Annotated in this window: 20 protein-coding genes; 4 read left to right on the top strand and 16 right to left on the bottom strand. The window is 37.5% G+C overall.

What is annotated here, in order from left to right; translation table 11 throughout:
* The first annotated feature begins 306 nt into the window (after nucleotides 1-306).
* The 4 genes from FYJ25_RS07260 to FYJ25_RS07275 are packed head-to-tail and all read left to right on the top strand — an operon-like array spanning nucleotide 307 to nucleotide 2,798.
* On the top strand, nucleotides 307-693 hold the full coding sequence (locus FYJ25_RS07260; protein ID WP_154580913.1) for a plasmid mobilization protein: 387 nt from the start codon (nucleotides 307-309) through the stop codon (nucleotides 691-693).
* On the top strand, nucleotides 671-2,347 hold the full coding sequence (locus tag FYJ25_RS07265) for a relaxase/mobilization nuclease domain-containing protein (protein WP_154580914.1): 1,677 nt from the start codon (nucleotides 671-673) through the stop codon (nucleotides 2,345-2,347). The genes FYJ25_RS07260 and FYJ25_RS07265 overlap by 23 nt, the downstream gene beginning before the upstream one ends.
* Nucleotides 2,344-2,511, top strand: coding sequence for a hypothetical protein (locus FYJ25_RS07270; protein WP_154580915.1), 168 nt, complete (start codon nucleotides 2,344-2,346; stop codon nucleotides 2,509-2,511). Before FYJ25_RS07265 ends, FYJ25_RS07270 begins: the two co-directional genes overlap by 4 nt.
* A 2-nt stretch (nucleotides 2,512-2,513) precedes the next feature.
* Nucleotides 2,514-2,798: a helix-turn-helix domain-containing protein gene (locus tag FYJ25_RS07275; protein ID WP_154580916.1), complete on the top strand. Its 285-nt coding sequence runs from the start codon at nucleotides 2,514-2,516 to the stop codon at nucleotides 2,796-2,798.
* A gap of 106 nt (nucleotides 2,799-2,904) precedes the next feature.
* On the opposite strand, the gene FYJ25_RS07280 is transcribed toward FYJ25_RS07275, so the two are convergent.
* From FYJ25_RS07280 to FYJ25_RS07355, 16 genes are all read right to left on the bottom strand, one after another.
* The gene (locus FYJ25_RS07280) at nucleotides 2,905-3,888 is read right to left on the bottom strand and encodes a helix-turn-helix transcriptional regulator (RefSeq protein ID WP_154580917.1); all 984 of its coding nucleotides are present in this window, start codon (nucleotides 3,886-3,888) and stop codon (nucleotides 2,905-2,907) included.
* A gap of 22 nt (nucleotides 3,889-3,910) precedes the next feature.
* A complete protein-coding gene (locus tag FYJ25_RS14450; RefSeq protein WP_205677388.1) occupies nucleotides 3,911-5,086 on the bottom strand; it encodes an HNH endonuclease domain-containing protein in 1,176 nt (391 codons plus the stop codon).
* Nucleotides 5,047-5,643, bottom strand: coding sequence for a class I SAM-dependent methyltransferase (locus FYJ25_RS07290; protein ID WP_154580918.1), 597 nt, complete (start codon nucleotides 5,641-5,643; stop codon nucleotides 5,047-5,049). Before FYJ25_RS07290 ends, FYJ25_RS14450 begins: the two co-directional genes overlap by 40 nt.
* Before the next feature lie 29 nt (nucleotides 5,644-5,672).
* Nucleotides 5,673-8,144 carry a restriction endonuclease-like protein gene (locus FYJ25_RS07295; RefSeq protein ID WP_154580919.1) on the bottom strand — a complete coding sequence of 824 codons (2,472 nt, stop codon included), beginning with the start codon at nucleotides 8,142-8,144 and terminating at the stop codon, nucleotides 5,673-5,675.
* The gene (locus tag FYJ25_RS07300) at nucleotides 8,119-10,308 is read right to left on the bottom strand and encodes a DUF8727 domain-containing protein (protein WP_243145706.1); all 2,190 of its coding nucleotides are present in this window, start codon (nucleotides 10,306-10,308) and stop codon (nucleotides 8,119-8,121) included. The genes FYJ25_RS07295 and FYJ25_RS07300 overlap by 26 nt, the downstream gene beginning before the upstream one ends.
* 12 nt (nucleotides 10,309-10,320) lie before the next feature.
* Entirely contained in the window at nucleotides 10,321-10,749 is a 429-nt protein-coding gene (locus tag FYJ25_RS07305) for a very short patch repair endonuclease (RefSeq protein WP_154580920.1), read from the bottom strand.
* Between the two features lie 10 nt (nucleotides 10,750-10,759).
* A complete protein-coding gene (locus FYJ25_RS07310; protein ID WP_154580921.1) occupies nucleotides 10,760-11,332 on the bottom strand; it encodes a hypothetical protein in 573 nt (190 codons plus the stop codon).
* A 3-nt stretch (nucleotides 11,333-11,335) separates the two neighbouring features.
* Nucleotides 11,336-13,198: an MrfA Zn-binding domain-containing protein gene (gene drmB / locus FYJ25_RS07315; RefSeq protein WP_154580922.1), complete on the bottom strand. Its 1,863-nt coding sequence runs from the start codon at nucleotides 13,196-13,198 to the stop codon at nucleotides 11,336-11,338.
* Nucleotides 13,199-13,200: 2 nt separating this feature from the next.
* A complete protein-coding gene (locus tag FYJ25_RS07320) occupies nucleotides 13,201-16,635 on the bottom strand; it encodes a helicase-related protein (protein WP_154580923.1) in 3,435 nt (1,144 codons plus the stop codon).
* A complete protein-coding gene (locus FYJ25_RS07325; protein ID WP_167513788.1) occupies nucleotides 16,636-18,372 on the bottom strand; it encodes a DNA/RNA helicase domain-containing protein in 1,737 nt (578 codons plus the stop codon).
* A gap of 8 nt (nucleotides 18,373-18,380) precedes the next feature.
* Nucleotides 18,381-20,966, bottom strand: a complete 2,586-nt coding sequence (locus tag FYJ25_RS07330; protein WP_154580925.1) for a DrmE family protein — start codon at nucleotides 20,964-20,966, stop codon at nucleotides 18,381-18,383.
* A gap of 15 nt (nucleotides 20,967-20,981) precedes the next feature.
* Complete coding sequence (locus tag FYJ25_RS07335; protein WP_154580926.1) at nucleotides 20,982-23,018, bottom strand: AIPR family protein; 2,037 nt, start codon at nucleotides 23,016-23,018, stop codon at nucleotides 20,982-20,984.
* Nucleotides 23,011-24,279 carry a DNA cytosine methyltransferase gene (locus FYJ25_RS07340; RefSeq protein ID WP_154580927.1) on the bottom strand — a complete coding sequence of 423 codons (1,269 nt, stop codon included), beginning with the start codon at nucleotides 24,277-24,279 and terminating at the stop codon, nucleotides 23,011-23,013. The genes FYJ25_RS07335 and FYJ25_RS07340 overlap by 8 nt, the downstream gene beginning before the upstream one ends.
* Nucleotides 24,260-24,508 (bottom strand): helix-turn-helix domain-containing protein, encoded by a 249-nt coding sequence (locus FYJ25_RS07345; protein WP_154580928.1) that lies wholly within the window; start codon nucleotides 24,506-24,508, stop codon nucleotides 24,260-24,262. Before FYJ25_RS07345 ends, FYJ25_RS07340 begins: the two co-directional genes overlap by 20 nt.
* Nucleotides 24,509-24,912: 404 nt before the next feature.
* Entirely contained in the window at nucleotides 24,913-25,257 is a 345-nt protein-coding gene (locus FYJ25_RS07350; protein ID WP_154580929.1) for an HIRAN domain-containing protein, read from the bottom strand.
* A 14-nt stretch (nucleotides 25,258-25,271) separates the two neighbouring features.
* Nucleotides 25,272-25,520: a hypothetical protein gene (locus tag FYJ25_RS07355; RefSeq protein ID WP_243145708.1), complete on the bottom strand. Its 249-nt coding sequence runs from the start codon at nucleotides 25,518-25,520 to the stop codon at nucleotides 25,272-25,274.
* Nucleotides 25,521-25,749: the final 229 nt, after the last annotated feature.

Genomic DNA, 25,749 nt, shown 5'->3' on the forward strand with positions numbered 1-25,749 from the left:
GCGAGGTTTTTTCATTTCCATGTTGTATAAGGAGCTCTCTTTTCCCATATAAGTGAGAGGTTCTTTTTCTAAGAGCAAGATCCACCCGTGTTTAACAGTAGTGCCATTTTGGCAACTGTTGCACTTACGGGTTTTCATCTTGATGGGGATTCCGTTTCCCCATGCCCTCGTTTTTGACATCACAGATGTCTTTTGGCTTCCACTGAAAAAGTGGTCGCAGCAACAATGGTACAAATGGAAGGGACAGCCATTTATACCTATGTTGGCATCACAATGTGATGAATGATTCCGTTGGAAGGGAGGAATATGGAGAGAAGAAATAAAAGAAAAGAAGTTACACATCCACATTTTGTAGCTGTACGACTTACTGATGCAGAGATGGCTCTTTTAGATCAGGGGGCATCTATTCTTGGGATTTCCAGATCAGAGTATCTAAGAAAATTACTTCTTGAAAAGGAAATTACAAACACCATCGAGGTGATAGCTGACATGGATGAACTTCGGAAGCTGGTCAGTGAATACGGTAAAATCGGATCGAATCTCAATCAGATTGCAAGGTATTTTAACACCGGCGGGGAATGGTCTGAGGAAATAAAGGATGAGATCCGGCAATGTATTTCCGAGCTGTTCTCTTTGAGAAAAGAAGTATTACGAATGGCAGGTGAATTACATGGCCATAATCAAACACATTAAAAGCAGAAACGCGAACTATTCTGATGCCCTGGAATATTTGCTTTTTCAACACAATGAAAAAACAGGAAAACCGGTTCTGGATGATTCCGGCAGAAAGATCCTGCGGGAAGAATTTTATATGGATGGACTAAATTGCGATCCAATGTCATTTGATAAAGAGTGCGAGAGGACTAATCAGTTTTTTCATAAAAATCAGAAAAGAGGAGATATCAAAAGTCATCATTACATCATCAGTTTTGACCCAGCAGACGCAACAGAATGTGGACTTACCGGAGAAAAGGCTCAGGCTCTTTGTCTGGAATTTGCCCGGAAAAACTTTCCCGGCTATCAGGCACTGGTAGTCACTCATACAGACGGACACAATGGCTCCGGTAACATTCATACCCATATTGTCATTAACAGTGTCCGCAAATATGCAGTTGATCGACAGGACTACATGGACAAGCCCCATGAGCAGGAAGCCGGTTATAAGCACCGGTCCACAAACAAATTACTGGATCATCTGAAACACGAAGTCATGGATATGTGTAACCGTGAAGGTCTGCATCAGGTAGATCTTCTTTCCCCGGCACCGTCAAAAATGACCAGAGGAGAATACTGGGTGAAAACCCATGGGCAAGATGAACTGGATAAAGTGAATACGAAAATCCGTGCTGCCGGACTGAAACCGGCTTCCACCGTATTTCAGACACAGAAGCAGTATCTGCGGGATGCGATTGATGAATGTTCCCAGCTATCCGGAAGTTTTGATGAATTCCAGTCGCTGCTTTTGGACAGGTTCAATATTTCTGTCATCGAGAAAAGAGGAAGTTATCGTTATCTTCATCCGGACAGAGACAGACGGATCTCTGCAGAATCTCTGGGTGCCAATTATGGAAAAGACTTTCTGGAACAGGTATTCCAGAATCATGAGAACAGGAAAGATCTTTCTCACGAAAGCACACACAAATCGAAAAGTGTTTCAAACGTCGATTATCATACAGATCCATTTGTCATCTTTTACATAAAATCAGAGCTTCGTCTAGTGACGGATCTTCAGACAAATGTAAAGGCGATGCAGAATCAGGCTTATGCCCGGAAAGTGAAGATCAGCAATCTCCAGCAAATGGCAAATACCCTGATTTATATCCAGGATCATGGTTATGACACCAGAGAGGATCTGGAACATCAGACCTCAGACATTCTGTCGAAAATGGAAGGGGCTCAGAAGCAGCTTTCTGATCTCACTTCCAAAATGAAAACTCTGAACTCACAGATTCACTACACCGGTCAGTATTTTGCTTCTAAATCAGTGTATGCAGAATTTTTGAAATCGCGAAATAAAAAGAAATTCCGGCAGGAGCATTTTTCAGATATCAGATCTTATGAGGAAGCCCGCGACTGGTTAAAAGCATTCTATCCGGACGGAAAGATGTTGTCGATGAAGACACTGAAATCTCAGAAATCAGAATTACAGGAATCTATTGATGCCCAGAAATCAGTTGTAAAACAATTTCGGGATTATCACAAAGAACTGGAAATCGCCGGTGCAAATGTAGATGCCATACTCGGAATGGAAGAACCATTCGTTCACAATTCTCATGAACAACCGGCACAAACAGAAAAATCAAAAATCAATACACAACACAAAAAGAAGGAGGACAAGACATTATGACACAAACAGAATTTCATTTGATCTTTGAACAGCAGGTGAAACGTTGTGAAGAAACCCTGTTGAACAAAGCAAAAGAATATACCGGAAACAGCCCGGACAGGCTCAGCGCATTTAAAACCGCTGCAGCCCTGCAGGAATGTACACCCCATAATATGAGGACATGACTATGATTACATTTGGAGAAAAATTACGATATTTACGGCAAAAAAACAATATGACCCAAAAACAACTTGGCATAGCTGTCGGATTTCCTGAAAATACTGCTGATGTCCGAATTGCTCAGTATGAGACAAATGCTCGCATGCCACGAGAGGAGCTATTGAAAAAAATAGCACAGGTACTTGGAGTCCAGAAAGAAATTCTCACTGTGCCGGTGCTCTCAAAAGCCAAAGAATTCTCTGCCGCATTCTTCTGGATGAATGAAATGGGTGAGAGCAGATTCCATTTATAATAATAAGATGGATTTGACTTATTTCTCATTTAAGCAAATCCATCTTTTATTCATTTTTGGATAAAAGTTGTATTTAGATTATTAAATATCCGGATAGCGATACAATCTAATAGCTCCTCAGCACATCCAGTAAATATTCCTTATATTGCTGCTTTACATTTTCCGGACCGGTGATCTTCATACCAGTCCCAATACCGGTTATCCAACCGAAAAACTGGGGACTTACCGATACTAAAACTCTGGTTTTAAAATGATCTTTTCCCTGAGGAATCAGCCATACATCATGACCAAATCGGTCAATCACAACACCAGCAAGTTCATTCTTACATTCCAGGGTAACTTCCGCATCTACGCCGCCATACATACCAAAGGTTTTCTTTGCAAATGTAGCAAGATCGAAATTCTTGAAGGAATCTTCTCCCTTACGATTTGTTTCCAGAATCTCGGTATTCTGCATTTTATCAACACGGTAATGTTTGATAATTCCGGCCGCTGCATCATAGGCCACCAGATAATAGTTCTCATCATCCCAGGTCAGTGCCCATGGGCTGACAACATAGAAGGCTCCGTCCTTTTTCAGTTTAAATTTCTTCTCAACCGTCCACTCTGCATAATGGAATTTGATTTCTTTGTTCTCGTAGATCGCGGTATGAATGTAATCCACGTTGTAATAAACCGTCTCGTTCTCTGTCTTCGGACGATTTACGATGAACACATATTTGGAAAGTATAGCAGCATCCGATCTACAACATAGCTTCTCCAATTTCGTTATTAATTCTTTGGATTTCTTCTCCGTAATAAACTTCGATGACTGTACAGCATCTACCAGAAGTTTTAACTCCGGCAGTTCAAAATCTCTGGAGCCGATATAATAGCCAGGATTCTTCCCCTTCTTCTGAATTATATCCAGACCATACTTTTTCAGAATATCCATCTCGGAATAAATCGTCCGACGATCTGCAGAAATACCATATTCATTTTCTAATATACTGCACAGCTGAGAGGCATTCAGAAGATGCTCTTCGTCTGTGCGCTCCAACATGATATCCATCAGATATAAGGTGCGGAGCTTCTGGTCCATGGTCGCCATGATGTATCACCTCTTTGATTTTTTAAACATTCCAAATCTCATATCCCTGTCGTCTGGCTGAATCATACACCGGCTGCATATTTTTCTGCAAAATATTATAAAATTCTTCTTTCGTATTTCCCGGCCGGTATAACTCCTGTCCAGCCCAGATAGAATGAAGATTGTCCTTATAACATGCCTCGAAACGTTTGTGTAATGCTTCCCTTTCATGAATCAGAGTATACATACTGTACTGATTCTCTGCAAAAACTAAAAAAAACGGATCCCATTTAGGAAGCTTATTACTTTTCGAAGAATTCAGTGAGGAATCCATCGGCATCAGATTCCAAAGTTCATCATTCATAACAAAGGACCATGGAATAAAATGATCCACGTCATACTGCTTTACATTAATCGGATTACCGGTAAAGACGTCACGTACTTCATGTACATCCAAAATACCTTCCCAAAGCTTTCGTACATTATTCAGCTTACGCATCTTTTCATCCATTGGTGCCAGTTTATAAATAAGCCCCGGAACCTCCGGATTATTATTCTGCAGCCATTTTACTTTCTCATATTGAATCCAACCCAGAATATTAACTGTATTGTCCTGGATCATCTTCATCCATTCCGAATTAAAATGAACTTCCTTTTTAAGCCTGCTGCTATTACCAAATGTATAGGGCAAACGAGTTACCGTGCTATCAATTCGCTTGATGTACTCCGTCAGCCTACGGATACTTCCCCAGGGAACTTCCTCCGCACTCTTCGAGAAAAATCCTGCCAGGGCGCGTCCCGGAACCATGTTAGTCAGCTGCTCCTTGGCTTTCTTCAATTCTTCATTATGCTCTCGAATCGCATTTTTAATTTCCACTTTCGATGCATTCGCCGGCAAATCACTAAGTTCTGTCAGTGTGAGTATCGCTCTTTCCAATCCGTCCCTTACAAGCCCATCTGACTGTATTCCACTGAGATGGATATGAAATTCCCTTACCGAATACCAGGCATTGCAAATCATCTCATCAATGATTGCATCAAAGGTTGTATCCTGAATACCTTCTGAAATAAGGTCTACAATTGCTTCCAGCCAGTAAAATTTATAGCAGTAGGAAGGATCCTTCATCATTTGAGAAAAACTTTCAATATCTAGGGTGTTATGATATTCTCCGTTGATATTTAGAGAATATCTGATTTGCGGATTATTAAATTGAGCCATTTCTCATTCCCCCTTCCCGGTCTGACATCACTGGTAATCCAGTGATCTTCTATCGTAAGTTCCGGAATATCCTTAATAAAATCCCGAAAAGTATCCTCTGTAAAATCTGTAAAATATCGACCATTCCTCTCACCTTCAAAATCACCATATTTGAAGGATGAGTAAATCACACCTGCGCTCTTCAAAGCTATACACATCTTTCGAAGAACCGGAAATAATTCCTTTTTGGGCAAATGAAGGATAGAAGAACAGGCCCAGATACCATCGTATTTATTAATATCATCAAGTTCCTGGAACAACATTTCTTTTACCTCAATGCCGGTAAAAGCACTTGCTAATTTACAAAGTTCTGCGGAGCCATCAGTTGCGGTTACATGGTAACCCTTTTCCAGGAAATACTTTGTGTCACGACCGGAACCACAGCCGAAATCAAGGATTGATGATTGGGAATCCAATAGTTGAAGAAACTTATCCTGAGCCAGATGCATGTCTACGTTCTGAGTATTCTCTATGAAGTTTTTGGCATTCTGATTATAGTAATCAATTGTATAATCCATAAATTCTTTCTTAAGATGTAAGTTTTCTATTAAGACTTTACCGCCACCTGTAAGCGTCTATATGTATCAGCTGGTCTTCTTGCAAAATCAGCAATCAATATCTTTTCAACAATTGCTCCATCTTTAACTGCCAGAATATTCCCATCGTTAAATACAAACTGTACATCATCATATTCAAATCCAATATTTACAGCATCTTTGTTAATCTCAGCATAATTAACGCTTCTCTTTAATTCCGTATAGAATCGATACTTCTCTTCAGATTCAATCAGAAGCTCTGGGACGTATTCACTATGCTGAAGCAAAAACATATTCGTATAATCACATGGAAATCCATGCTCTTTTGGTTGAATGGTATGATTAAGTGTTTCCCACTCACGAACAGAAAAACGATAATATAGTTCATCGCCATTCGCATGTGTAAGAGGAACTTCCTTGATGTTTTTCCTCCGCACTTTGGTTGTTCTAAGAACTTCCCCATAATAGCGAATACCTGCATCATTCCCAAATTTGTTTTTTGTCTGATACAAGGCTATATAGTGGATTGGAAGTCGATCATCAGTTACCTGTTTTACCGGTATATAGTAGAAATTCTTATCGAAACAAATATTAAACTGCTGCCTTGAACGGAAGGTTCCAATCAGCACATCTCTCTTCTCCCAGTTTACAACTGCAAGTTTTTCTTCTATACCACGAGGTAATGTTGTTCTTTCAAATGCAGACTCCTTGGAATCTGAAATCAGCTCATCAAGAAGCTTCTGGACCAACGAGGTCGCCCCCGGAAGGAATGGCAATCCGCCGATATTTACACTTTCAATACTCTTATAAAAATGATGTTGTTTATAAAGTTCTTCATCGTCATAAGGAAACAGAATATAGGCTCCAAACATAGTCTTCTCAAATGTAAATTTTGAAACCTTATTCTCATAAACGATGGAGTCTCTATATCGATGCATCGTATTGATGTCATCTACTTTTGGTCCAGGATTATTATTCGGATCAGGATAAAAAGCATTCTCTGGTTCTTTTTCAATGCGGTACTTAGCATCAAACACATATTTATAAGATACTTCCGTACCTTTCTTTTCCAACTCAAGCACGTTATCCGGTTTCTGATTTACTGTCTGAGTCTTTGTTTCACCCGGATTGTAAATCAATGTAATCTGCTCGCCTGTCTTAGGATTAATAAAACATGCTTTTGATCGCTTCCCTTTCACCAAGGTTATTGTGATACCGCTATTATCAATTTTAATAATATCCGGAGATACAAGCTGATACTGATTTTTCAAAAGAGTAAACAATTTGATAAAACACCAGTATTCATATAATTGTGCAGTATCTTTTACGGATATTCTGAAGAAGTCTCCATGAACAGAAAGTCCTCTTTGCATCATGAGATAATACTTGTATAATTCTCTGTATCCCGGAGCCATACCAAAAACCAATGACATGCTCTGTGCTGCGGAATATTCGGATACTTCTCGAAGAAAGCTGGTATTTAAAACATTACGCACCTTCTGAATCATGCGGTCAGCTTCAAGAAGTACTGTTTCTTCAGGATTCTTCACTGATTTCTTATATCTGATGATGAAGTCTTCAAGTTTTCTTATGGTTTCTTTCAGAATAAACTTAACAAATCGATTTTCATTGGTATCATATGTAATCTGCTTTCTTGCGGCTAATACTCGATCAACCATCAAATTACCGCTTCTATCCAGCATAATATTTGATTGATGAGCCAAAAGCCATTTCTCCGATTTTCGATCTGTACGTTTTGCTTTATATTCCGGAACAACAGTATGCTCGGTAACCAGTTTATGATGTGGAACTGAAGTAATACGCTTTGCCGCATTCACATATTTATCAAAAATCCTTGAAATGATTTGGAAAAAGATAGCAGGAACATTGTTCTGTTTATCTCCAATTGAAAATTCCTGGTATGTTTTCTGCATGAAGTCGATTGCAGCTGCATATACCATTTCAGAGACATCCTCAATCATACTCTGATAGTCTTCTTTATATGTAATCTTTGACGGATATACTTCTATACGAAGCACCATAATTTTTTTGCCATCAGCAGTAATTTCCAAATCTGTGTATCCTACAGAATTACCAAAATTAATAATACCCGTTATTAAAGTATCATTTCCTTCAATTATCGGACCGATTCTTTCTCGAATCAGATAGTTTTCATTCCAGAAACGTATGGCTTTCCCATTTCTGCTACTTATAACCAATTCATAATCGGTCTGTTCAAAAAACAAAGGAGCCACATTAATTGTATTCGCCGAATATCTATTACCATTTTCAAAACCCAAATCAATATCCTGGATTCCTACTTTAACCCGTTCCAGACCAATAGATGTGATGGCAACAGAAGAAGACTGCTCATCTGCGCAAGCAGTCACCGCAGTCTGTATCTTCTTACTTTTAATTACCAAATCAAGGTCTATCGTTCTGATTTCAAGTAACTTATCAGAGCCAGTAGGAAGTAAAGCCATCCTCTTCGAATCTCCTCATCATATAGCAGATCTTTTCTGCTGATTTTCTATACTTACAATCTTTTGTCTCTATATATGCCTGCATCTGTTCGCTGACAGAAGCTTGGCTGAGTCCGGTATAATCGCCGGCACACTTTTTGAACAATTCGCAAAGCATCTCCTTAATAGAAGTACTACTTCCCTGAATTCTCGGAAGAATCTTCTGCATAATCTCGTTATCGAATGCAAGATCTTTATCAAGTAATTCCGCTTTTTTATTATTAAGCATATAAAATACTATTTCATCTCTGACACGATAGCCAACATGAGCCTGTGCACTCTGCAGAATCTTATTGATTTCCTGAAGTTCAACACAAATATCAGTAACAAACTGCCTATCCTCTTCATCAACATCCGACATCAATGTAATATATTCTGTTTTCAGCAGGTTATTTCCGCAAGTCTGCGCCTCTACTACCTCCGGTATTTCTGAAAAATCAGGTACAAGATCTACATACGAAAACTCAATAGTATTGGCGCGATCAAGAACCTTCTTGCTGAACGGGAAGGTTGTCTCATCCATATTTACTGTTCCGATTACATAAAGATTCTCAGGAAGAATGAGTTTTCCGTAAATATCCTTTGCATCTTTATCAAGAATAATCTCGTCTGTGACAACATGCCCATTTTCTCGGTGCCTGGTTTCAATTATCGACAAAAAATCACTGAGGTAATATTCCACACGAGCCAGATTCATCTCATCCAAGCAAAGAAAATATGGAGTGTTTAAATTTTCCGGCTCAGCGGCTTCATGAATATATTTAATAATAGCTCCAGGAACAAATTCACCCTTCAGATTCACATGTCCAAACAAATCTGAAGAATCCGACCAGTCCGGACGTACAGAAACAAGCTTATACTTTGCTCCTATTGCCTCTGAAAAGAGTCTGACTAAACGAGTTTTTCCAGTTCCGGAAGTACCTGCGAGTATTACAAATGGTTTTGCTTTTAAACTAAGGTAAAAGTTTTCAATCAACTCATCATCATAACTGAAACCTTTAGAAGCAATATATTCTTTAATCAACTCCACACTCTCTTTTATTGATATTTCAGGCACTTCTTTCTCACCTACTTTCCATTCATATCTCATGATATCGAATTCCGTTAATGCATCATAAAGTTCGCTACGTAACCTCCAAAGATAATCTCCTTCTTCACCGTTATGTGCATCTCGGCCCAAAAACATAATTGTGTAATAACGATTCTGACCATTATCCCTGAAACCTATCGGACAATTTGTCTCCTTATAAATTCGTTTACCTAGTTGAGTGCAGTTTCCGATAATGGATGAAGGATTTCTTCCATACTCTTCACCAATTTGCTTACAACTTGCTCCATCCTTATGTTTGTAAAACGCAGCTAAAAAGCCTCCCCAAACTGGTCCGATAATCTCAGGATCATTTAATAATTCCAGCCATTGTTCTTTTGTGATACCTGGATTATATTCCTCTAAAGATGGCCACCAAATCTCTTCTTCCTGATTTAAATATTCCACATATTTCCTATATAAAGTTAAAGCCGCAGACAGATCCCCGTGCCCATGCTGTTGATTAACCGCCTCATAGTTCGGAAGATTCTTAATAAACTGATCTATATCTGAAAATTCTTCAATTACAGTAATTTCTAAGACTGGTTTAAAAAACTGTACTCCTAACCACTCTTCGGCTTTTTCCAATGCACGAACATACCTGTAGATGGTACTTTCAGAATAATTTTTATCTGGAAAATTGTTTAACCACGCTTCGAATGTTAAATGTCCGTTTAAACTCAATTTAAATTCCGCTGCCAACTTCTCTAAACTTGCAACAAGCGATTTGCGTGATTTTGCCTTTGCAAACTTTAACGCGCCCTCGTATGCCTTAACCCCATCCACATTTCCATTTTCCTCTGCAATGTGACGGACATAGTATATGAGCAAATCACTATTTTGGTTCCATGTAGAACCTTTTCCTTTTATCAAGTCCGCATATAAAGACAAATAAAATTGTGCAGATGACTCATGAATATTATCAGGATACATATTCAATATTTCTTTCGTTGCTTGCTTCAGAGATATTTCCTCTTTGTACACTGCCTTTCCTCTGATATATAAATCTTCAATTAATTCCTGAGTCATTTTTCCCATAATCATTCTCCATTATTGTGTTTCCACAATTGTTTGTATTTCAGTAACAAGTCGTTCCAATGTATCCATCCGTTGCTTTTTCTTAAGTTCACATTCCCAAACTATGATCACATGCCATCCTGCATTCTTTAATTCTTCATATTGTTTTTTATCCCTGACAATATTTGATTCTATTTTTTCTTTCCAGAATTCAGAATTACTTTTTGGCCAGACAAAATATTTACACCCTTCATGTTTATGCCAGAAACAGCCATTGACAAATATGACCGTTTTATACTTCGGTAAAACTATATCTGGCTTTCCAGGAAGTCTTTTATCATTTTTCCTATATCGAAATCCCTGAGAAAACAGATACTTACGTACAATTTCTTCAGGTTTTGTATCTTTCCCTTTAACCCGGGACATATTATAACTTCTTGTTTTTTGATCATGTACGTCCATTAAATAATCCTTATAAACGATCAAAATAATCCTGTAATCGTTCTACACAAGCCTTTTTTGCTTTTCTCGCCCACGCTTTATCTTCCATTGACACACGATTGCTAAAACTGATTATTTTTCCATCAAAATCGATTACCCCATCGCGTTGTAAAGATTTAATCTGGTTATATTTTAGATACTTTACAACCTGATCATAATTTGGCTTCCCCTGACAGAAGAGTCCATCCTTCTCTGGCTTTAATTCTTTTTTTATACGAGAAGCATAGTAGCGAATAAACCATTTTGCCATCTCATCTATGGTCTTTGGCTTTATTTCTTTCGCATTTCCCAACAATCCCAGAATAAATACTGCTTTATAGGAGTACGTCATGGCCATTTTTCTACAGTGCTCATCTAAATGAATAGCATACTCATCTGCATCAACCATTGTAGTACTTTCAAATCCGTGCAGAATCGCCATTTTTGTTGCAAGCTCCTGAATAATTAAAATGGCTTCCTTGTTATCTGTAAGGTAGTACTCTCGGATAGCATGTTTCAAATCAATTTGCATTTGTTCAAGATTATCAATCTGTTTTTTTGCCATGATTTATTCCTCTCCATCATTTATGATATCAGCAAAAAAACCAATTTCCTTATCTGCCAGGGTTCCAATAACTGTACCTCTGTCAAGAAGTCTGTTACCCACTTCACAGCAGGTTTCGGGCAGAAGAGTACAGTTATGGCAAGCTGCTAAATTCAATGATTCTGGACCTTGTCCAGCCGATTGAATACAAACAGGATCAGAAGTACACCAAGATGCATTTTCCATTGCACTAAGGATAGTATCCTCAATTCGACCTGTTTCACCTTGGCGAACAAGTCCTCCTAATGATCCTTCAGAATCACCGGAAGCAGTATAAAGAAGAAGTCCGTACATCTTTAAATCATTACTCGATTTTTCACAGTAAATTCGTTCCCTGATTGACGAGCTTCCATAACCACAATCAAAGCTCAACTGATTTATTATTAAGTGTGCAAACGTATGAATTAAAATAAATTCTGGTCTCAAGTTGCCATGATCGTTAGCACCAATTTTTGCATTATGATATGAACGATTCAATATATTTATACGTTCTCTGACATTAGGTTTGTTTGCCCACTCCGTCAGTTTTTCTTCGTCAAACTCAAAAAAAATTCCCTCTCCATAAACTTCAATGGCTGGAAGCCATTCCTCATTACCCAGACGAAGTTCCTTCTTACTTTCAGATATTCTTTTGCTGGGTGCATCCAATCGTGAGAAACCAACAAATGCACGTGTTTCTCTAAGTTTCGGTACCAACGAAATGCTCTTGAAATACTTACGGATTACAGGATTATATTTTTCAATCGGATAATTGATAGAATGAAAATCCTCCACATCATTACCACTATTCTTGATTAAAACCTTGTATTCTTCAAGACGGTATTCGTCTTCTGTCATATCCTCCGTAATTTCAATAGCACCTTCCCGTTGATTTGCAGCATCAATAAAAGCCTGATATAGACGATCCTTGTCAACATGATTCATATCCGCAATATAATCTATTAGAAACCGGTTCAACTCACCATTAACTCTGCTGGAATTAACTCGTTCAAAATGATCTCTAAGGATACCTGCAATAATACTATTTTCAGCATTATTCTCTGTTGGAATGTGGATTGAACTTCTTGTATCTGCAAACCAGACGTTAGTGGCACCACGAAGTACAACCTTTATCTGCTCCGGATCTGCAGGGCATACTTCATCTCCCTCAAGCCCAAGCCAAGGCTTCGAACAACGACAACGATATCCGATTTTAGCTAATGCACCTTTTGCGGTTGCTCCTGCAAGAGATCGATGAGCTCCACATGTACATGTATAATGAACACCCGACAAATTAGCAGAGGATCCGCCGGTACTTCTACGAATTCTACAAGTGTTGGGATCATATGTATATGCAGCATTCTGATCGCCACTATGAGTCCACTCTGCAATAGGAAAATCATCAATATGCCCCTCAGGACATACTACGACAAAACGTTCCGGTATCATTTTTCTTCGGAATTTTCCTTTTGAAGAACATACTCGACCATTAGGCCATTGGTACTGATCACATTCAGGAAGGGATTCCTTGTAGTAAGTTGTTTTTTCCATACTTCCACAAAATGGACAATAATGCCATCTTGGAAATCTTATAGTAGGAATTTTTATATTACAGTTTTCCGGATCAGCATTCCGCTCCCTGAAATCCGGTGGCCATCGTAATTCTTTTACACCCAGACGTTTTGTCAAGCGTTCATCCGTTATTATAAAAGGCTGTTCATTCTGATATCGCCAAGCATCCAGACCAGTCACCATCAATGACTCATCATTAGGAAATGGAACCATTGCTCCCACTCCCCATGGACCTATCAATGCACTTCTACGCATTGGTCTTTTTGAATATGCCATAATTAAACCTCCTTAGCCTCATATCTTGATGATAGTTCCGCTTCACAACTTGAATCAACACTTCTCATAGAAGTAGGCGTTTCAATTCCGGCTTTTCCCCAATGTCCGTTTTTGTGGCTTCCGGCTGAGTACATGAGCGGAACATCATTCGCATATGATTTGTCACGATTATACTTTGGAGCCCAGCAATCTGGTTTATAGTCTTCCCAATGAGCAATTACCCATTGCATTCTATCCAAAGCAGCATTTAACTCATTAGCATCTATATTTTTAATTCGATTTCTGAGTATATTTTCCACATGATCAAGCATCTGCTGATTTGGAATAGCAGGCCTTGTATCATTGTAAGCAGAATCATTTTCCAATCTCATTATACCGATCATGATGGCATGTAATGCTCTTTCTCGTACTGGAGCAGCAAATGGAGTAACACTGGTTGGCTCTACACTACAATATAATCTGGAATGATACTCTTTAAAGTGCTCATAATGAGATTTATCTCTGGGACGACCAGGTCTATACAGTGTAAATATAATACCAGGTGCATTCTTAGCATTCCGGCCGACTCGACTGGTAGCCTGAATATATTCAGAGGTTGTTTTAGGCTGTCCAGAAACAGTCATCAATCCTAATCTGGATACATCAAGACCAACAGAAATCATATTGGTTGCCAGACATATATCAATAGGATATTCGCCATCCGCAGGCTTTTCACCATCATCATATCCAATGTTCAGATTTGCCAGGCTTGCGGTCACCTTATCACCAGAAATTCGGCTAGTCAATTCTTCATCTCTCCATATATATCGTCTTTTCTTTCTATATTCTTCTTTTCCATAAATCTTGTCATAGAATCGACGTTTGTAGATAACATCAAGATGTTGATCAATATCCGCTCTGATCCAGGTTCTGGCTTGTCCCAATTCTCGAATACTGTTATAATATCCAATATTTGTCCAATACGGATCACGGTCTGATTCTTTTTCAACCTGCAATTCCTTAGCTCCATACAGCAATGAAGAATACAAACGAATTGCTGTTGTTGCATCAGAAGAAGAGCCTGTTGCCAAAATACCTACATATAACCTACCATTCTGAGTCCTATCTTCTTTTGCAAAGAAAGAATTTCCCGCATTAAGTCCGGCTGGCGGAAACTGAAATACATTATCTTTTCCGCAAGCGTATAATGCATGGCATTGCTCTTTTGCACGGCTGATTGTTGCTGTTGATGCAATGATTTTGGGATGCAGCTCACCGTCAGTTGTTCTCTGTGTACACAATTCGTGAATCAGTGTTTCATAATGACCAACCATAGATCCCAGCGGTCCGGAAATTAAGTGTAATTCATCCTGGATAATCAAATCCGGAGAAGTTACCTTTTCACCATTGTAATATCCAAACAAACCTTGTGCCTCCGGTCGGAATGGCAACATTGCGAATTTATCTACTGTACCCAGTAAAAGAGTTGGCTTTACTTCATAAATATCATCATCAATCACGTGTAATGGTAATGGATTTTTCTCAGATGAAAAGTCGCAATTATTTGATACATTGCTACAAACAAATTTAAATGTTTTCTGTCGGTTTTTTCCAACTCTCTTAGAGTAGCCTGGTAAGCGACGATCACCATTCTTCAGCTTTACTAATCCCATCTGCGCACCACACCATGGACATTTCAAAATCACAAAAGGATTTTCATCACTTTTTTTATTATAAAGGTCTTCATATGCTTTTACTGCATCCTTCATTTTATTAGGAGTAGTGGCAGCTCCTACCCAAAGACCAATTGAAATCATATTATCCCCAAAAAGGTCAGTATGTGACTTTCTGATTTGTTCACAAGCACAAATCATTGAAGATGCTCTTTCATACTGCTGAGCGGTAAGCAATCTGAGCGTGTATCTCATAAGAATAGCTGTTCCTGCATCATCACGATTCAGAAGCTTTCTTATAAAGATTGTATATGCTGATAATCCAAGGTATGCTTCTGTCTTTCCACCACCAGTAGGAAACCAGATAAGATCCACAATTCCTCTTTCAGGGCTGCGACGATTTGCCATTGATTCCAGATTTATGAGAACAAATGCAAGCTGGAAAGGACGCCATTTTCCATATACCTTATGTTCCTTATCATACCAGGTTGAGTCATCATAAGGATCAGGTAGTTTATTAACTGGATTGAGTAACGTAATTCCATCATGACCATCATCTTCCCATCTTTGTAATGGAAGATTATAATGAAGCTGCTGCATTAACATTGCCAAATTCATATATTGAAATGCAATTCGTACTTTTTCATTAGTTTGAAGAATATGTATACCGTTACGCATCCTGGCAAGACATTTTTCACAATTCGAAATATGCCTGTCTGCAGTCAATGTATATCGTGAATCTAATTTTTCCTTTTCTGATTTTAATTCCTGAATCCAGTTTTCATATCGATCACACATCAACTGAAGTTCCTGAATATTCTCTTGGAAATTACCCTCCGGACCATATTTAATCATCTCAAGTGTTACTCCTTCAATAACACTTGGAACAATCGGTTTTACTTCATATGAAGGAAATATAGCAGACTCAATCCAATGCACACCATTTTCGGAATCTTCCCAATCTGCAGCACATCCGTGACCAATTGCATAATTGCGAACATTTCGGTATAAAAGCTGATTTGATTGATAATCTTCATCATTAACATTTACTCTTTGACTGTCTGGAAGCGGACTGAAACCCAATTCAGATTCTAGGCGGAATTTCACCTGAAAAAAACATTGCTCATCATTGAAAGTATCCGGTCCTTTATTTGTATTTTCTAATGTAAATGTATAAATTGAAAAGTCACCTTTTTTATACCTGTATGTAATATCCATCTGAAGCTTTGTATTTCCAACTTTTATCTGTTTAATTCCATCGGAAACAGTTGGTAACTTAATTGCTTCTTCATTGTTATTCCAGTTAATAGCAGTTCTGGGATATCGGTATACTTTTTTGCCGGTTCTTGAATCAGTAGCAGACATTTTTGTATAAGTACCTGCCGAAACATAGATTCGAATATTATCATCTTTCATAATACCTACAGTCATGCTCATAGCAGACTGTCGATATGCATTAGATCTGTTTATTAATTCCTCCGCGTCTTCCAGATATTCAGCTTTAGTTCCTGAATTTTGAGGTAATTCTTCTGTAGCAGTATCGATTATTTCTGCTGTTTCTGGTTGCTCTGGAATGTCCATCTCTTCCTGCAAAGATTCTGATTCTGAATCCTCTGAAACCATTCCCGGAAACAAAATTCCTGCTATGTATCTGGTGCTTGGAGCATCAGCACTAAGAATTTCTTCTCCATTTTCTTGTTTTGTACCTTCCCAATCAATTGGATCCGGGCCTATAAATTCTCGTTCTACAAATGTTTTTAATTGATTTCTTCTTGTGTCAGCCATTTAAAAAAACCTCCGGATGCATAACTGATTATATTCATCGTGCGCTGCCTTAGAATGCAATACATATAATCCAGATCTTGCCCTACTAAATGCAACATACGACAATTTTATATCCTCATAAGATTCAATATCCGTTAATATAATTACTGTATTTTCCAATCCTTTAAATCCCTGGATAGTATTAAATGTTATTTCCTCAGGTACAGGTACTGTATAATTCTCTACTCTAATTCCACCAAGCATACTAACCACAGATTTTTCTCTTTTATGCGGAGATAAGATTGTGATTCGCCCGTTCTCAACTTTGTTATCTGATAATTCTCTAAGAATTTTCAACAACTCCTTCAATTCATCATCTCTGGATGTATATGTTCTATATTGAACCGGATTACCTTGTATCATACCTTCATATTGAATATCTTTTGCAAATCCTGTCACAATTTTTATCTGATCACATATGTATTGAGTATTTCGACAATTTGTTGTTAGTTTGTATCTGATATAAGATGTACATTCGTCCAGCATGTCCATAAAATCAGCTTCTGTCATATCATTCGCATATATTGCCTGCCTATTAAAATCGCCAAAGAAAATCCATTTTCCTCGCGAAATACCTTTCTTCAACATAGAATCAAAGCATGCTAAATACGCTTCTGACATCAAATCTTGTGCTTCATCAATAATAATACGATCAAATATTCCACCATCCGATTTGAGTACATTTGAAACCATTGTTGGAAGTTCTTGTGCAAAAAACAGATTCATCTTTTCTGCTGAGTCAGGGAAGTTTACCCTCATGTGCTTTTGCTGAACTACTTTCATCAGATATCCATGAAGAGACCCCACATATACTGGGCGTAAGGATTCTCCTTGCTTTTCAAAATATTGCTGTAACCAACTTGCCAAAAGATTGTTGTAGCAGAGCAGTGCGACTTTTTCTCCCTTTGCAACATATTTCTTTACTGTTTCAATTGCCAACAATGTTTTTCCAGTTCCTGCAGATCCTTTAATTAAACATCTTGGATTGTCTTCCAGCTGATCGATACATTTATACTGATTAGCTGTGAGGCTAACTATTTCCTCTTCTACATAGTTATATTGAACTCTGAGAGATAATGCCATATCAAAATCGCCTCTAAGAATAGATGCCATGTATCTGACATCCTCTACTGTAGGTCGATTTTGTAATGTTACATCACCGTATTGTGTATTCCAGCCTTTAACAGAGCCTTCCGCGATACGTTCTACAAATGCACGAACATTCCGTCCATCGTTACAATCAAACACCTGCCATTGTTCTTCATCAATACCAACTGAATCATAGGCAACATCCGGAAACATTACGCCAATGCCAAAAAATATCTTTTCAAGATGTTTATGTGCAACATCTAATTTATCAGAAAGGCTCTGACGGATACTGTACATACCATCCCATGCCTGATCAAATGGCCCTTTTGATCGCTTATCTGAATGTCCGTATTTATCTGTGAATGACCAGATTCCATCAGTTCTTTTTACTCTTCCCCCTTTTACTTCGAGAGCAAAAATCCCAAGCATTGGAATCATTACAAAGAAATCCACTTCTCCATGTATGTACTTATTGTGGTTTACAATACCAAGTGAGTGTAAAACCACCCAATCTTCAGTATCTTTTGCATTTTCAAACCACTCAAAAATATGTCGTTCCGCATTGCTTTTCACATCAGGTGAAATTGCAGATGGAATCATTATTGCCATACAGTACCTCATTCCTCAATTAATCTGTTTGTATCTGATGAATCAACCGGAACTATAGAACCAACGTCTATTATTTTCAATATCTTCGCAGTTCCAATACCATCGACGTTTATTTCGATTGGTTCCCAGAAATTGAATGGATCAATCTTTCCATATCTTTGTAATTCTTCTGCCAGCTTAACCTTTAACATATCCGATAAGGTTCTTCCAGCTTGAATATGTGCAGATCTTACAACCCTTGCAGCTTCAAAAATTTCCTCCATCAATTCTGACAAAACCTGATTTTGAGTTACTTTTGCTATATACTCAAGATCCTCTATTTGTCCCGGAGCAATAACATTGTCATCTTCAATCCATCTCTTTACAGTCGGATATCCCTTCGAAAAACCAGCCTCAACCAGACTTTCATAAAACTGTTTTGGTGTAGTAAAAAGCAGTTCTATTTCTATAACTTCTTTCCACTTTCTTGCAAGTTCCCTCAAAGAACTTTTCCCGCTGCTCTCCAAAATCAAATCTGCCATTTCACGAATAATATCCTTATCGGTTTCTCTTACAATAACAAAATCCCCATTCCTAAGTTTATCAGGCGTGACCGTATCGATCCTTTCAGATTCCTGCATAATTATATTTGTAGCAGAGACCACCTCATGTCCCATCTGATAAAATGCAATGTATCCACCAACAAAGTTTACTGGCACGGCATCGACAATTTCATTACATGATTTCTGACCGGATTTTACATATCTTCGAAACTTGTTATTTCTTAAAATGGTATCAATTTCTTCCTGTTCATCTTCAATCGCAATTTCTTCATCAGAAATATCCTCATCATCTTCACTGATATATCTGGATGAAGATACCGAAACATTTGCAGAACTAAAAGAGTTTTCAATTGTTTTTTTATTATCGGAATTTTTTAGTGCATATTTCCAGTTCTTTACATCGTGATTTTTCCATCTGTTTTCATAATCATACAGAAGAACAATATATGAAGTTGTATGGTAACTGAAAATCAGTTTTCGCATAATTGCTCTTTTCAGCCATCCAACAATAATCGTTACATCATATTTAGTATTTGACACTGCATAATATTCAGACGGATAAAAAACTTCTAATTGTATGTTCTTATCTTTAAGTTCATTTTTCCAGAAATTTTCAGTTTTATCTTTATTTCCTCTTTCCGGAATTACAAGACAAATCCTTTTACCTTTGTTCACTTCAATCGTATCTTGTAGTGCTTTATGTTTATTTAGCACATATCCATATTTGAATATTCTCCTGTAATTTTTGATAACCCTGTTATAATCGTCGTATTCTTCAGAAGAAATATAGGTCTTCTCATGATCGAGTAGACTTTGACACTCATTCAGAATATGACTGGCTGTTTGAATCTCAATATCTGAAATCGGGACGGTTTCACGCATGACACTAAAGGAAATGTTGCTCAACTTGCCGTACATATCCATTATCTGAACAGACTGCTCCTGAGTCCTTCTACGGTATTTAGCCAAAATTCTGGCAGATTCACTTATTTCGTTTCCATCCATCTTGACATAATGCAAATTCTGCTTTGCACAATGTTCAATTGTTATTTCAGTCTCTGTTTTCTGGTCTGAATATAAAGCTTTTGTGATACTTCCTTTATCCCATCTCCATATGTTGAATTTTCTATTTAACAATTCCCCTAAATCTAACGAATTTGATGTATCTGTAACAAATATAACAGGAACACCCGTTGCCAGAATATCATCTAAAACATCAAGCTGCGACAGAATCAGGTTCATATTGGAAATATCTACAATGAGCGATTGAATAGGATTTCCATTTTCTATAGCTGCATTTACCGCATACAAATCAGAAGAAAAGACAACCGCCGGGATTCCGGCCATTTGCCCACTTCCCAGATTTATAATTTCACCTTCATAATTCGTTTGTCCCAATAAAATATAATGACTAAGTTTTTCATTACAAAATCTCATATCTGCCAATTGCTCTTTAATGCCCTTTACAGCACTAACATAATATACAGACGCTGACATGTGTGTCTTATATTGTATCAATCTGCTAAGATATGATCCTGTTTCTGAGATAAGTTGATTATTTTTCTCTAAAGCCTTTCTTTCCTTATAAAATTTATTCCATCCACTCAACGGTCTTTTGGTATCTGTTTTTTGAAAAATTGGTGCTGTAGCAACCGGAAATGAATATCTGTCTGTATCTGACATGTGAATATGCATATATCTCTTATCATTCATTTCAGATATACCCAGGAATTCAACCACTGCATTACCAATTTTTAATTTATCTCCGGGAACAAATTCCTCAACAGAATATTTTTTTTCGATTTTTCCTGTCTTAATATTATGAATAGCTCTTATTAAAGCAAAAATAAGTGCAGTTTTTTCCCGTTCAGGGAATACCAACACATGCCTTTTTCCCTGGTACTGGACCATTTTATCCAACATCAGGATGCTGCTTTTAACAATAGCCGGAATAGATATATTCGTATTTCCTCCATCAAAGGACAAAGTTATCTCGTCCATTTCATCAGGTACAGATATTAATTTTTCCAGATAATCATTCCATGCTATCATAAGAACCTCCAGTTATTAGTTCTCCGGATTAAAACCTTTCTCTAATGCTCCTTTATAAACTTTAAGAGCCTGTATCGATTGCTTAATACTTGGTTTCTTTTCTCGCCCAATTAATGTTCCGACAGAAAATACAATACTCCTTTGCCACGGAGCAAAATTCTGCGTTTCTTTTGCCCAGCGTGACAATTCAAACCATGTTGTTGCAGGAATAGATGCAGCCTCATCAATAATTGACTGATCATTTTCTGTCAACTCAATCGAGCTATCAGTCACCTGTTCCTTTTTTGCTTTTTCTACAGAAATCAATTCATCAGCGAGTTCTTTGCTGATTTCATATTCGTGTTCTCTGATTTCTTTCCAACATTTTTCTTTTTTACACCATTCACCAACGTTTGCTCCACCTGGAGGGTTGACAATTGTTTGCTGGATAAATCTTGAAACTTCGACAATTTCTTTTTCCAATGCTTCTGTTAGCGCTTGCTCTTTCCATATTCTTTCCAAATCAATTCTCTGAGCAGTTTTATATGACAGAAAAGCAAGTGTATATGTTACAATATTAGCTCTATATCCACCATATTGTTGTTGAGATACTAACTTCTCTGTGCGACGAAACATAATCGCCTTTGCTATCAGATTATGATAATATTGCTCATCAGGTAATTTCCCTTTTCGCTGACTTACACGAATGGTAAATCTGCGAAAGTTTTTCTGAGCACCTTCACTAACATAGAACGGAAGCTGATCCCAGGTATTTTCATATTTTGCAAGATCGGTCTTTGTAAAAAGCGGATGCTGTTCCTTGTATTTTTTTCTACGTAGAGTTGTAGATTCTCGCGCAAGCATATCAGCATACTGTCCACGAGCTCTTTCATAAAACCAATTCTGCGGCAATAATCCTCCCTGAGCAGGCGCCCAAATAGTTCTGGATAACTCCTCAATTCTACGATGATAAGGATCATTTGCAGAGAAATCTGCTACCTGAACTTTATTCTGGGTATTTGAAAATGCTGAAATTCTTGGCACTATATCATCCATATCATCTGATGAATTAATAACCGAAATCTTCATTTGCACAAATACCTTACTTAAATCAGCGTTTACTTTTTTATCTTTATGTGCATTGAAAATTGAAGCAGTTGTCTGTCCACCATTAACAATCTGCATATCGCGTATACTCTTGATTGACGGTTTCCCGTTTTCATCACGCACAATTTCAACACTTTCTGCAGTGACAGAAATACCATTATTGTAAGCCAGAAACATATCTGGCTCATCTCTCAATGTATCGCGAATACCTTTATTGACAGCTCCTTTAACCTGAAGGAATGATCTTACATTCTTTTCCAGAAGTCGATCTCTGAATTCATCATATAACCCGGCCAGAAGTTCACCACTGATAATTGCAAGGTATACACTATATTTGTCACTCGTTGCATTTTCAATACATGGTATTGTCAGGTTAAATTTATCCTGGAAATCAATTTCTATAGTCTCTCTCATCTTTCCAGACATAACACATCTGTAAAGTCTATCAATATCCCAAATCGAAAATGATACTTCCGAATTTCCTATACTTATATTTTTAAAATCAATGGGCTTAACTAAGCCATTTGTCAACGCACAGATTCGAACAGTTTTAATATCATCCTTATGATCATGTAACGAAATTGCGAATTCATAAGTATCATTATCTTTCTGAAAGGATGTGTATAAATCATTCACTGCTTTTTGGTATAACTGAATAGCTCTTTTTATTGCAGCATCAATATCCTGTTGCCCAATTGACTTTGGTTTATCATTATCATTATAAATACTTACGTATATTGTTAGGTTTTCATAATCCTCAGTTAATGAATACGCATTTAATTGTAGACCATATCCCCTGAACGGACACATAATATAATCGTCAGCTTCCCCTGCCTCTTCGAGATATTCAAGCATTATTGAAGTAAAGAAATCTTCAATATTCCAACCGCTCAAATCAGCATCTACTGACATTTGTATTTCTTCAAGAAAATCCGTATAAAACTGTTCCATTGTTTTATTAGCCATGGTTTTCTCCCTCTAATGTATCTGCCACTGCAGTTGCAATTGCGCTAGCCATAAGTGGCGGAACGGCATTTCCAATCTGAAGAAGAGCTGCAGTTCTTCCACCTTCAAAGTAATAGTTATCTGGAAATGACTGTATTCTGGCTGCTTCTCTGACAGACAACGAACGGGCCTGTTCTAAATTAGGATGAATAAAATAATGGCCATCCTTTGAAATATGCGCAACCATTGTTTGTGAAGTATGAATGTTTCCAGCAACCACTTTAAATCTATCCAGAAAAGCAGTTCGGTTCTTATGCGTACATAAATCTTCCGGAAGATCTGTATACCTCAGTCTTCGCCTCTCATCATTTTGATACCAGGCATTAATTACGTGTCTATAAATTTCTCTGTCTTGTTCTCTGGTAGGCCTTGCTTCATGCCATGTCAGGATATCTTCTTCTGATCGGATTCCTGATTCACGCAGATAATCTGTCCTATCATGAGCATAGTGGTTATTTACTTGGCCAGGCTGTAATGCAGGAAGATCTGCCAAAAGATCGTCCACCACATACTCATTAAATACATCTCCTACTTCCGGAATAACAGGATACTCAAACTGAACACCTTCCTCATGCTGTTTCCCAATCAAAATAACTCGTTTTCTATTCTGAAGGACTCCATAATTACTTGCAGTAAGAACTCGCATATCCAAATCATAACCAGCTTGACGGAATCTCTCAGTCATATCTGCAAGGTATCCACCGTTATTGGCACTCTTTAGACCAAGGACATTTTCAAAGACAAACATTCTCGGATGATAACGTTCCAATACATCTGCATATAACTGGTACAGAAAATTTCGTGCATCACCTTCCATGTTGTTTTCGCTACGCGCACGACCAACTAAAGAATATGCCTGACACGGTGGTCCTCCAACCAATACATCGATATTTTCAACATTCTGAACGTCCATCAAAGCATCAATTGTATCAAATAAAGCTGGCATTCCATTCTCATTCATCGTTTCCTGAATAACAGTATCAAGAATCTCATGTGGCACCATTCCATATAATTCTTCTCTTGTTATTTCATTTCTCAAATATCTGTTATAGTCTTCCAATCTATCATTATTTTTGAGATAGTAATAACAATTTCGTGTTTTCAAAGTGAGGCAAGCCTCTTTCTTCATTTCAACATGAGCAACCGGAATATGGCCATTTCTGACAAATCCTTCCGATAATCCTCCGGCACCCGCAAAGATATCAATATATGTCAGTGGCATGTCTGGAATTCCCCTTTATATCCTTAGTATCGTTTATGATTTCCATAATGTCGCCAACATCACAATTTAATGCTGTACATATTTTTTCAATGACAACTGTATTCACAGTTCCACCTTTCCCCATTTTTGTTACAGAAGCCGAACTGATTCCTGCCATTGCACAGAGATCTTTTTTCTTTAAATCTTTATCTATTAACAACTTCCATAATTTTTTATAACATACAGCCATTTTTTGATATCTCCTTACAATAAGTACTAACAACCTGAAAATCATATTAATGTAAATTATATCAAAATTATCGCTTTAAGGGAACAAAAAATCTTGTATTTTACCACAAAAATATTGTGATTGCAATATAAATTATTGTTTTCGCAATATTTAAATTATTGTTTTCGCAATATTTAAGTACCTTGAAAATTTAAAAATTGTAAAACGGAACAAACTCAACAAACTTAGAGGCAACAAACTTAGAGTTTATAAACTTCTTTTATTTATATATCGCATTAGAATATATGTTCTTTGTATCCAAATACAACATTAGCTGAGATCATACAAACAATCTCAGCCACTATATCAATTCGGAATGTATCTGTATTGCATAATGTATCTCTCATTTTCCTATCTGAATAGCTTTATTCATTAACATCTTCCTCAACTTTCTTGTTCTTATGATCTATCAGACTCTTCTTACAGATCTTGCAAATAGTTCCATACTCTGTTACCATCACAACCTTTGCCTTTGCCGTGTCACCGATCTTGTCATAAATTCTTCCGGCACTCATGCTTTCACCGATTACAGTATGAGTACTATTTGCTACATGACCAATATCACCAAGGCCTTCCATCCTGACAACGATTGCTTCTTTATCATATTTGTTGTCAGGTTCTTTCTTTAGCTGTAAAATTATTCCTGGCTTTAGAAAATCTTTACCGTAATAATATTTGGTTCCTGTCAATGTAAAATAAATCTTTGCCATCGTATTTTCCCCCTTTAAAAATCGTATTCATCCGGATCCAGTCCTGCATCTTCAAGAGCTCCTCTTCTTTCATCCGGATCCATCATTTCCAGTTCATCATAATCAAGGCCTGCATCGCCGAAAACATCACAATCGTCGTAATCAGAAGAGCGACTATCTTCGCTTAACATCTCTTCCATAAACTGAAACTGTGCTGCTCGTTCCCAGTTGTCCAGTTTTCCATCACCATTGAAATCAAACATCTTATCAAACCCAAACATCATACTTCCTCCTTCTGCTCCTGGTATTATCTTATAACTTTTGTTTTTTCGTGTGGTCGCTTAGGCGGCGACTTAATCTTCCAGGCACTCTCTGTAATCAGATTCATCTGCAAATAATCTGTAGCTTCCATTGATGTAACCCATATAACCGTTATCTGTGTAATATCCTTTCATCATCGAGTACCTCACTTTCTTCAATTTTGTTTCAGTTTTATTTGATGTTATCAGTTTA

The sequence above is a fragment of the Anaerobutyricum soehngenii genome (assembly GCF_009697165.1).
Lineage (GTDB): Bacteria > Bacillota > Clostridia > Lachnospirales > Lachnospiraceae > Anaerobutyricum > Anaerobutyricum soehngenii.

Excerpts from the sequence above, each read along its gene's own strand:
- FYJ25_RS07310 (WP_154580921.1), bottom strand. The coding sequence starts at position 11,332 with ATGGCAAAAAAACAGATTGATAATCTTGAACAAATGCAAATTGATTTG.
- FYJ25_RS07330 (WP_154580925.1), bottom strand. The coding sequence starts at position 20,966 with ATGATAGCATGGAATGATTATCTGGAAAAATTAATATCTGTACCTGAT.
- FYJ25_RS07320 (WP_154580923.1), bottom strand. The coding sequence starts at position 16,635 with ATGGCTGACACAAGAAGAAATCAATTAAAAACATTTGTAGAACGAGAA.
- FYJ25_RS07340 (WP_154580927.1), bottom strand. The coding sequence starts at position 24,279 with ATGCCACTGACATATATTGATATCTTTGCGGGTGCCGGAGGATTATCG.
- FYJ25_RS07325 (WP_167513788.1), bottom strand. The coding sequence starts at position 18,372 with ATGGCAATAATGATTCCATCTGCAATTTCACCTGATGTGAAAAGCAAT.
- FYJ25_RS07350 (WP_154580929.1), bottom strand. The coding sequence starts at position 25,257 with ATGGCAAAGATTTATTTTACATTGACAGGAACCAAATATTATTACGGT.
- FYJ25_RS07345 (WP_154580928.1), bottom strand. The coding sequence starts at position 24,508 with ATGGCTGTATGTTATAAAAAATTATGGAAGTTGTTAATAGATAAAGAT.
- FYJ25_RS07335 (WP_154580926.1), bottom strand. The coding sequence starts at position 23,018 with ATGGCTAATAAAACAATGGAACAGTTTTATACGGATTTTCTTGAAGAA.
- FYJ25_RS07265 (WP_154580914.1), top strand. The coding sequence starts at position 671 with ATGGCCATAATCAAACACATTAAAAGCAGAAACGCGAACTATTCTGAT.
- FYJ25_RS07275 (WP_154580916.1), top strand. The coding sequence starts at position 2,514 with ATGATTACATTTGGAGAAAAATTACGATATTTACGGCAAAAAAACAAT.
- FYJ25_RS07295 (WP_154580919.1), bottom strand. The coding sequence starts at position 8,144 with ATGGCTTTACTTCCTACTGGCTCTGATAAGTTACTTGAAATCAGAACG.
- FYJ25_RS07305 (WP_154580920.1), bottom strand. The coding sequence starts at position 10,749 with ATGGACGTACATGATCAAAAAACAAGAAGTTATAATATGTCCCGGGTT.
- FYJ25_RS07300 (WP_243145706.1), bottom strand. The coding sequence starts at position 10,308 with ATGGGAAAAATGACTCAGGAATTAATTGAAGATTTATATATCAGAGGA.
- FYJ25_RS07260 (WP_154580913.1), top strand. The coding sequence starts at position 307 with ATGGAGAGAAGAAATAAAAGAAAAGAAGTTACACATCCACATTTTGTA.
- FYJ25_RS07290 (WP_154580918.1), bottom strand. The coding sequence starts at position 5,643 with ATGGATTATACAATTGATTACTATAATCAGAATGCCAAAAACTTCATA.
- FYJ25_RS07270 (WP_154580915.1), top strand. The coding sequence starts at position 2,344 with ATGACACAAACAGAATTTCATTTGATCTTTGAACAGCAGGTGAAACGT.
- FYJ25_RS14450 (WP_205677388.1), bottom strand. The coding sequence starts at position 5,086 with ATGGCTCAATTTAATAATCCGCAAATCAGATATTCTCTAAATATCAAC.
- FYJ25_RS07355 (WP_243145708.1), bottom strand. The coding sequence starts at position 25,520 with ATGATGTTTGGGTTTGATAAGATGTTTGATTTCAATGGTGATGGAAAA.
- drmB (WP_154580922.1), bottom strand. The coding sequence starts at position 13,198 with ATGGCATATTCAAAAAGACCAATGCGTAGAAGTGCATTGATAGGTCCA.
- FYJ25_RS07280 (WP_154580917.1), bottom strand. The coding sequence starts at position 3,888 with ATGGCGACCATGGACCAGAAGCTCCGCACCTTATATCTGATGGATATC.